This window comes from Salinivibrio sp. IB282 (genome assembly GCF_001995685.1).
Taxonomy (GTDB): Bacteria; Pseudomonadota; Gammaproteobacteria; order Enterobacterales; family Vibrionaceae; genus Salinivibrio; species Salinivibrio kushneri.
Genome location: NZ_MUET01000091.1, coordinates 1 through 8,851 on the forward strand (window position 1 = coordinate 1; position 8,851 = coordinate 8,851).

8 protein-coding genes and 2 pseudogenes are annotated in these 8,851 nt (G+C 50.7%); 3 read left to right on the plus strand and 7 right to left on the minus strand.

Going from position 1 to position 8,851, the window contains the following annotated elements; translation table 11 throughout:
* Positions 1 to 6: 6 nt before the first annotated feature.
* The 3 genes and pseudogenes from BZG14_RS13890 to yceD form a co-directional block, all read right to left on the minus strand.
* Positions 7 to 648, minus strand: a pseudogene (locus tag BZG14_RS13890) (phosphate acyltransferase); the annotation flags it as partial.
* 9 nt (positions 649 to 657) lie between these two features.
* On the minus strand, positions 658 to 828 hold the full coding sequence (rpmF, locus tag BZG14_RS13895) for a 50S ribosomal protein L32 (protein ID WP_046075434.1): 171 nt from the start codon (positions 826 to 828) through the stop codon (positions 658 to 660).
* A 5-nt stretch (positions 829 to 833) separates the two neighbouring features.
* Complete coding sequence (gene yceD, locus BZG14_RS13900; RefSeq protein WP_077609012.1) at positions 834 to 1,364, minus strand: 23S rRNA accumulation protein YceD; 531 nt, start codon at positions 1,362 to 1,364, stop codon at positions 834 to 836.
* Between the two features lie 327 nt (positions 1,365 to 1,691).
* Here yceD and BZG14_RS13905 point away from each other — a divergent pair, with 327 nt between their 5' ends.
* A complete protein-coding gene (locus BZG14_RS13905; protein WP_077487031.1) occupies positions 1,692 to 2,285 on the plus strand; it encodes a Maf family protein in 594 nt (197 codons plus the stop codon).
* A gap of 59 nt (positions 2,286 to 2,344) precedes the next feature.
* On the opposite strand, the pseudogene BZG14_RS13910 reads toward BZG14_RS13905, so the two are convergent.
* The 4 genes and pseudogenes from BZG14_RS13910 to rluC all read right to left on the minus strand — a co-directional run bounded on the left by BZG14_RS13910 (position 2,345) and on the right by rluC (position 4,596).
* Positions 2,345 to 2,582 (minus strand): annotated as a pseudogene (locus tag BZG14_RS13910) (hypothetical protein).
* A complete protein-coding gene (locus BZG14_RS13915) occupies positions 2,582 to 2,752 on the minus strand; it encodes an acetyltransferase (protein WP_077487035.1) in 171 nt (56 codons plus the stop codon). Before BZG14_RS13915 ends, BZG14_RS13910 begins: the two are co-directional and overlap by 1 nt.
* Before the next feature lie 83 nt (positions 2,753 to 2,835).
* A complete protein-coding gene (locus tag BZG14_RS13920; protein WP_241824676.1) occupies positions 2,836 to 3,561 on the minus strand; it encodes an HAD-IA family hydrolase in 726 nt (241 codons plus the stop codon).
* 84 nt (positions 3,562 to 3,645) lie between these two features.
* The gene (rluC, locus tag BZG14_RS13925) at positions 3,646 to 4,596 is read right to left on the minus strand and encodes a 23S rRNA pseudouridine(955/2504/2580) synthase RluC (protein WP_077609013.1); all 951 of its coding nucleotides are present in this window, start codon (positions 4,594 to 4,596) and stop codon (positions 3,646 to 3,648) included.
* Positions 4,597 to 5,290: 694 nt separating this feature from the next.
* On the opposite strand from rluC, the gene rne reads away from it, so the two are divergent.
* The gene (rne, locus tag BZG14_RS13930; protein WP_077609015.1) at positions 5,291 to 8,239 is read left to right on the plus strand and encodes a ribonuclease E; all 2,949 of its coding nucleotides are present in this window, start codon (positions 5,291 to 5,293) and stop codon (positions 8,237 to 8,239) included.
* Positions 8,240 to 8,731: 492 nt separating this feature from the next.
* A partial coding sequence (gene tnpA / locus BZG14_RS16145) for an IS66 family insertion sequence element accessory protein TnpA (RefSeq protein ID WP_443216206.1) occupies positions 8,732 to 8,851 on the plus strand: 120 nt, incomplete at its 3' end.

Consider the following 8,851-nt stretch of genomic DNA (forward strand, 5'->3'; position numbering starts at 1 on the left):
CTACGCTACGTAGCCGGTGTAACGCACGGACTCACTGTGCTGCAAGAGATCAGCACAGCGACGCACCAAATCATTGCCTTTGATCGCTTCCTCACCAATATTTAATAGGCCGATACGCGGGGTATGGCCTAACTCAGCCTCCGCTAACACCGCGCCCATCACCGCGAATTGGAATAAGGTATCGGCATCACAGGCCACATTGGCACCTAAATCCAGCAACCATTTACGTTGATAATTGGCGCCTGGTAAGGCTGTTACGAGAGCGGGACGATCAATGCCAGGCAAGAGCTTGAGCAAGTACTTGGATAGCGCCATTAGCGCCCCCGTGTTCCCTGCACTCACACACGCATCCGCCTCACCACTGGCCACCTTTTCCAGTGCCACGCGCATAGACGTGCCATGGCTTCGGCGCAGCGCCGTAGACGGACGCATATCATTAGGGATCTCGTCCGGGGCATGGACGATAGATAATCGGGAATGATGCTGGGCATTGAGCTGGTTCAGTGACGCCTTAATGTGGTGCTCGTCGCCCACTAGGATCACGTTTAGGTCCGCAAAACGTGACAATGCCTGCACGGAGGCAGGCACTGTGACTTGGGGACCGAAATCCCCGCCCATCGCATCGAGTGCAATGGTTAACCGAGTCAAGGGTCAACCTTACTTGTTGATAACCTTGCGGCCACGGTAGAAACCGTCTGCAGTCATGTTGTGACGCAGGTGAGTTTCACCGCTGGTTTTGTCTACAGATACAGCTTGAGTACCCAGTGCATCGTGTGAACGACGCATACCACGCTTAGAACGGGTTTTACGGTTCTTTTGTACGGCCATTGACCCTACTCCTCGTTACTTTGCTTTAAGTTTTTTAGTACGGCAAACGGATTTGGACGCTCATCAGCAAGTGGGATTTCCCCATACACCATGTTCTCTGCACTAACTTTACAGTCGGTGTCTTCGTGCATGGCGACTTGTGGCAAGGCCACAATCAACTCGTCTTCGACTAATTGAATCAGATCAATCTCACCGTTTTCGTCGACTAATGCCGGCTCATAAGCATCCGGTAAATTGCCAACCTGGTCATCATTGAAAACCGGGCTATAAACGAATTCAGTTTCATAGCGATATGAAAATGGCTCCCAACAACGTTGACACTCAAGACTCACTGTGACGGTCGCACGACCGGTGACCGTTTTGAGCCCTTGGGCGTCAATGTCGAACGAAAGCATCACTTCCGCATCACTATCGATGCTTTGGGTTGCCTCACCGAGACGCACTAAACGCTGCTTGTCTACAAGACCATCATAGTCAAGCTGCTTTTGTGCACAACKGAACGGATCAACCGTCAGCGGTAGCTTTACCTTCTGCATAGGGCGCGAATATTAGCCTCCAAATGCGCTGGAGTCAAAGAAAATGTTGCCTGTGTCAGGCGCGAAAGGGTGATAGCGACAAAAGCGCACAGTCCATCGGTGATCGGGATGCCGCTGGTGCTTTGTCCATTCGTACCGGCAACAATGAAAACCCACCCTTTCACCGCCGTCAATAAGCCAGCTAGGCACACCGCTACGGCTTTGCCCGACTCAAAGTCGCGCCTACCATTTTTTCAGGTTAGACTGAGAGTTGGAAATAAACAATCACCGATGCGGGTTGTTTTTTGGTCAAATCTAACCCTGCGCGCAAGTAAAGAAGGATCGCTCATGCACTCCACACAACCACCAAAAATTGTGCTGGCCTCAAGTTCTCCCTATCGTCAGTCTATTTTTAAAAAGTTTGCGCTGCCTTTCACGGCCTTCTCTCCTGCCATTGACGAAAGTCGGCAGGAGCACGAGCGTGCGACTGACATGGTTGAGCGCCTGGCACTCGAAAAGGCCATGGCGGGGATGCCGCTGTTCGATAATGCGCTCATTATCGGTTCAGACCAAGTGTGTGTAATAGACGAGGAGGTGTTAGGCAAGCCGCATGAGCGAGAGGTGGCGATCGAACAGCTAAAACGCGCAAGCGGCAAACAAGTCACCTTTTATACAGGGATTGCATTGATAAACAGTGACACGGGGGAGCATCAATCGGACGTTGAACCCTTTCATGTCGATTTTCGTGAGCTAAGCGAACAAGAAATTATTCGTTATATCGACAAAGAACTGCCGCTAGATTGTGCTGGCAGCTTTAAATGTGAAGGTTTGGGCATTGCCCTTTTCAATGCGATGCACGGACGCGATCCGAATACCCTTGTTGGTCTGCCGTTAATACGCTTGCGTGAAATGCTAGAAAAGGAGGGTATCGACGTGATCTAGTGGCTATATACACCAAGTCGGCGTTCCCTGCCTTAAGGGGAACATGAATTGGATATTGTTTATACTCTTGCGTATTGAGCGTATAGCACATCGGCGAAATCCAATTCACTAATTTCTCCCAAAACAAGGTCTCGAACAGCATCCGCAAGGAGATCGTTATCATGTACGATTTCGAAATCGTTGAGCGAGAGGAGGTAGTTTCCCGAGATCTACAGCTCCTTGCATCCCGGGACCAGACGCTAAGATAAAAGCGTTTATCTCAATAACGCGCTCGAAGGGGAAACAAATGATATCCATCACATATCAGCTAGCTTTTTAAACGTATTCGCGTGTGTTCGTAAAGCCAGTTTAGTCTCAGACTTAATAATCTGACGTCCAAGATCGCCCGATAAATCTATGCTTTTCTTCGCTTTAATTTTTGGTCTTTGGATCGATTGAACGCCATAATTTTCAATTTTTCTATTCATTATTTTCGCTTCCATCTAAACCTTAACTCATCATGGTCTATATCTTTGGGGACTGCAAGATAGCGCTCAGACCTTAACAAGTACTATGCTCTCTCCATCACCAGCTCATTTAAGCTGTTTAATACGGCAACGGGATCGAACGTCGAAAGGCTGGCAGAGTCTTCTACGCCCCAAGTGACCGCGAGCCTTGCCATATTCGCATTGATGGCTAGTTGCATATCATGCCCGGTATCGCCAATCATCAGCGCTTTATCCCGTGGCATGCCTGTATGCGCTAACACTTCATCCAACATTTGAGGATCCGGCTTAGAGGCCGTTTCATCGGCGCATCGCGTCACCGTAAACAAATCCTGAGTTCCAGTCTCCGCCATTGCCCTCTCGAGTCCAGCGCGTGATTTCCCGGTTGCCACCGCCAATTTAAACCCCTGCGCTTTTAGGGACACAAGGGTGTCTTTCACGCCAGGGTACAGCTGACACGGCGTCGGGTTATCGTGCACAAACTGTTGGCGATAGTGGTGAATCCAATCGCCATACCATGTTGGATCTGCATCAGGGTAAAGTCGTTGATAACCTTTTTCTAAACTCAGGCCAATCATGGTTTGCAAACGCTCTGGAGGTAAAATGGGTAGTTGCCCTGTCAAACGAGCCGCCGCATCCAGGCTGGAGACAATGCGCCCAATCGAATCCATCACAGTGCCGTCCCAATCAAAAATCAGTAACGAATAAGAGGCAATGGCAGGATGCGGCTTTCTTATTGCCATATTCGACGCCACATCATAATCAACGGTGGTCGGTGGTTCTATGTTCATTTTTACCTCGCGTTTTCAACACTCACTGTTGCAAGATGCAGCGACRAAATACTGCGTATTTACGATATGGGAATACGGAAAAAATTATGCGGTTTTTGCCCGTAGTCCCTCAAGCGCCCGCTCAAGCTTGGGCTCCATCGGTGCATTGAGCGTCATGCTTTCATCCTTGCTCGGGTGTCGGAAGCAGATGGTGGTCGCATGTAAAAATAAACGATCCAACCCAAACGGCTTGGTATACGCATCAAAACGGGGATCGCCATAGCGGTCGTCCCACGCCAACGGGTGACCCATATACTGAGCATGCACACGAATCTGATGCGTCCTCCCGGTCACAGGGCTTGCTTGCACTAAGGTTGCTTCAGCAAAGCTCTCAAGCACTTTAAAACGGGTTTCCGACGGCTTCCCATTTGAATTGACACGCACAATACTGTTCACCTCATTTTTCAGTAAAGGTGCCGTGACTTTGCGCTGTTTAGTCGGCCATTTGCCCATCACCAAGGCATAATAGTCTTTGCGTACCGTTTTTTCGCGAAATTGCACTTGCAGATGGCGCAACGCAGACCGTTTTTTAGCAATCAATAAGATCCCGGAGGTGTCTCTATCAATCCGGTGCACCAGCTCCAAAAACCGCGCTTTGGGACGCAGTGCGCGCATTGCCTCTATCGCGCCAAATTGTAGCCCACTTCCCCCGTGCACCGCGGTACCCGAAGGCTTATTGAGCACAAGTAGGTGGTCATCTTCATAAATAATGCAATGCTCAAGCGCAGCCACTTTGTCTAATTTGGTACTGGGGGCAGCTTTCTCATCGCGCTCTGGAAGGCGGATGGGAGGCACCCTCACCACATCTCCGGCTTGCAGCTTATACTCTGGTTTTATGCGTTTTTTATTAACTCGCACTTCTCCTTTACGAAGCACGCGATAAATCATACTTTTGGGGACGTTTTTCAGCTGATTTCGCAGAAAATTGTCGATACGTTGGCCGGCGATGTCGTCATCGATGTCGATGAATCGCACTTGAGTTTTTTGTTCTGTCATAACCTTCATTCTACCGCTAAGCACAGCGACATGCACCTGCTACGGCAAGTTATCCCTTACCTAGCACAGCGACGGGCTGTGCTCGCCCCCATTACCGCGAGCAGCACAAAGGCATCATCGTGCAAAAAAACACCACATCTGCGCGGTTTTACTACCAAGACAACATAAGCGAATAAAGCCGATTGCTGGACTTTAGTCTCCCTGCTATAGTTGCGGCGTTAATCAGAAAAGCAAACGCTTATCTGAAACACAGTTTATCGCCTGYGACAGCGACTTCATCAGCGGAACATGCATTTTTCGATAAAAAGCTGAGTCTGCGATGAATCCATCAAGCGATAGCTGTATGCGGTTACATCCGTAAAAGAACCATAATTCCGAATGCTTTTAAGGCGTTACGCGGCAATTGGCGTAAGACGTAAACCAAAAGCACCCGTTTAGTGTGTTGACACGAGACCGTTAGTCAGTGTCAGAGCTCTCCGCCATCGGTAAAAACGGCGGACGCCAACTGCGTAATCCGGTGAGCCATAAAAACCGTTGCAGCTGGCCGATTAAAACTTGCCCGAGCGCACCCCTGATTTTCTCCAGCCGGGAGGCTGCACCATATCAGACTTGGGGTCAGGCAGCATTGACGACTGCTCTCGTCATCAACCGCTAATAACAACGATAAATAAATGAGAACAATCAGATGAAAAGAATGTTGATTAACGCAACTCAGAAAGAAGAGTTGCGCGTCGCATTGGTCGACGGTCAACGGCTATACGACCTCGATATCGAGAGTCCTGGCCATGAGTCAAAAAAAGCGAATATCTACAAAGGACGCATTACCCGTATCGAACCTAGCCTGGAAGCGGCATTTGTTGATTACGGCGCCGAAAGACACGGTTTTCTCCCTCTAAAAGAAATCGCTCGCGAATACTTCCCTTCCGGTTATACCTATCAAGGCCGTCCAAACATCAAAGATGTGGTGAAAGAAGGCCAGGAAGTGATTGTCCAAGTAGACAAAGAAGAGCGCGGCAATAAAGGGGCCGCCCTGACCACGTTTGTGTCGCTTGCGGGTAGCTATTTGGTATTAATGCCAAACAACCCACGTGCTGGCGGGATTTCTCGTCGCATTGAGGGAGAAGAGCGCAGCCAGCTTAAAGAAGCCATGTCTGGCCTCGAACTGCCGCAAGGAATGGGCTTGATTGTACGCACCGCAGGTGTGGGTAAATCGGCCGAAGAGCTTGAGTGGGACTTGAAAGTGCTGCTCAATCACTGGCAAGCGGTTAAAGAGGCAGCTAAAGCCAACCCTGCGCCTTTCCTTATCCATCAAGAAAGTAACGTGATTGCCCGTGCGATCCGTGACTATTTGCGCCGTGATATCGGTGAGATCTTGATTGACAGTGAGAAGGTCTTCCAACGCGCGCAAGAGCACATCAAGCTGGTTCGTCCTGACTTTGTCAGCCGCATCAAGTTTTATGAAGGTGAAGTGCCGCTATTTAGCCACTATCAGATTGAAAGTCAGATCGAATCTGCCTTCCAACGCGAAGTGCGCTTACCCTCAGGTGGCTCGATTGTCATTGATCCGACCGAAGCCCTGACCTCAATCGATATCAACTCTGCCCGAGCCACCAAAGGCAGTGATATTGAAGAGACGGCGCGGCAAACCAACATTGAAGCAGCAGAAGAAATTGCCCGCCAATTGCGTCTGCGTGACTTAGGTGGCTTGGTCGTGATCGACTTCATCGATATGACGCCTGTCCGCCACCAACGCGAGGTGGAGAACAAATTGCGTGACTCTGTCCGCATGGACCGTGCAAGGGTACAAATCGGACGTATTTCACGCTTTGGTTTGCTGGAAATGTCACGTCAGCGCCTCAGCCCGTCATTGGCAGAAGCCAGTCATCATATTTGCCCGCGCTGTAAAGGCACCGGTGTGATTCGTGACAACGAGTCACTGTCATTGTCGATTCTTCGTCTGATGGAAGAAGAAGCAATGAAAGAGAACACGGCGCAAGTATTGGGTATTGTCCCGGTCCCCGTCGCTTCTTACCTGCTTAACGAAAAGCGCCGCTCGGTCCAGCACATTGAGAAATACCACAATGTCAAAGTGGTCGTGGTACCCAATGCTGATATGCAGACGCCACACTTTGATGTGGTTCGCGTCCGCGGCGGTGAAGAAATGGCGAACCTGTCCTATCAGTTGCCTAGCCAGATTGATGCGCTCAAGGAAGTAGAAGCCCGCGAAGAGCCACAACAAGCGCGTCCAGCGAAAAAACGTGAAGRGCCTGTATTACAGGGATTTGCGGCGCCAAGCTCGCCAGCACCCAGTGCAACYAAAGCGGCTGCGCCAACCGATGAGCCATCAGCGACAACCCAGCCAGGCCTGTTCGCCAAAGTGAGTCAGTTCTTCTCGCGCTTGTTTGCCGCGCCCGCTGATGATGCAGCAACCGCTTCATCGTCACAGCCTGCCGCCCAACCTGAGCCAGCTCAGACAGAGCAAAGCCAGAAGCCATCACACAGCCAGCGCAATAAGTCACGTAGCCATAACAAGCCACAAAACCGCGACGAGCAAAGTGATAGCAACAACGGTGAACGTGGACGGAATAACAAACAACGCCGCCAGAATAAGCCACAAGAAGAACGTCGCGATAATAATCGTAAAGGGAAGAAAACCCGTAACGATAACCGCAACGACAAAGCGAAAAAGCCTGCGGCGCAGGACGACGCTAAGGCAACCAAGCCACAGGCTGACAAAGCGGATAAAAGTAATAAGCAACCCGATCAAAAGACAGAGAAGACCGAACAGGTTAAACAACGCCGTCAACGTCGTAAGCTAAATCGCAGTGTCCGTATCAACAAAGACAATGCGGATAGCCAAGTGGCGGCCGAGGTAACACCTGACCAAGGTAAAGACTTGCAGCAAGTCGGGGCAGAAGTGGCGCAGCAAGCCAAACAGCAGCCTGATAATGCCAAGAAAGAAGGTCAGCAGGACAAGCGCCGTAACCGTCGCTCACCGCGCCACCTTCGCGCCAGTGGGCAGCGTCGTCGTCGCCGTCCAATGGTGAAAAGTCCAATGCCGCTGACTACCGGTATGGCGTCACCCGAAATGGCGATGGGCAAGGTGTGGTCGGCAGAGCAACCGGTGAAAGTCAGACAAGACCGTCGCCGCCAAGACAAGCGCCAAAACAATAAGGCTATCGTCAGTGGTGTTGCCCGTCCAGAAATGGCCATGGGTAAAGTCATTATCATGCAAGCTAAATCGGAGGAGACAGAGTCAGTGTCGACCCAACCGATGGCTTCGACAAGTGCCTCTGAACCAGCGCCACAACCGGCACAAAGCCAAGCAACACCGGTGGTCGATGCGATGCCAAATGTCACGACCCCAGACGCGCCAACGGCAACCCCTGAGCAAGACTCAGAGGTCGATTTGGTGACCGAGAAAGTGATTGAGTGCGAAGCGGAAATCAATGCCCCGACGGCAACGATTCAATACCGCCGAGCGACATCACCGATGATGAAAGCACCGGCACCGAACGAACCAGTTGATCACAGCCCGGTGGCCATCGCTGCCTTTAAAGCGCCTAACCCAGAAGCGAAAGCGGCGGGAAGCGCCGAGGCACGTGCATCTGCCTACGCACCGGCGACCAAACCTCAGCACTAATTCCGTTTACCTTCGGAATGCTAAAGGCCTCGGCATCTGTCGAGGCCTTTTTTTGCCTGAATACAGCATACGCGAACGGGTAAAAAACACCTGTGCCCAAGGACGGCCCCAACTATTCCGCTACCGAGCGGTATCGACTTTTACATAAACGCTATCACCGCGCCTGCCAAGACCAACTTGCCCGCGCTGATTCTGATGCTCTCCCCTTGGTCGATAAACAGGGTAACGTTACCTACTCGATCAAAAAACTGGGTAATTTTGGCACTAACTTGCGCTCAGACCCTCATCACCATTCGTTACTTGGACGTACTTTCGCAACCCTTCAACAACACACCCAACAAACAGACGGCAAGCGAGCCCCATCGCTTCAAGTGGCTTTTTCTGATTTTCCGCTGAAGGAGGAAATATGCGCATTGCTTGTAAGCGGTTAATAAACCCCACATACCCATAAGACACGGACTTTGTCATAGTACCTTTTTAAGCGGAGGTACCATGAAACAAGCACAAAAACGCGCGCACTGGGCGGCGATTATTGAACAACAAAAGCAAAGCACAGTGTCCATTAAGCAGTTTTGCCAAGACAACGCTATTCCCTATCAAACTTTTTATTAT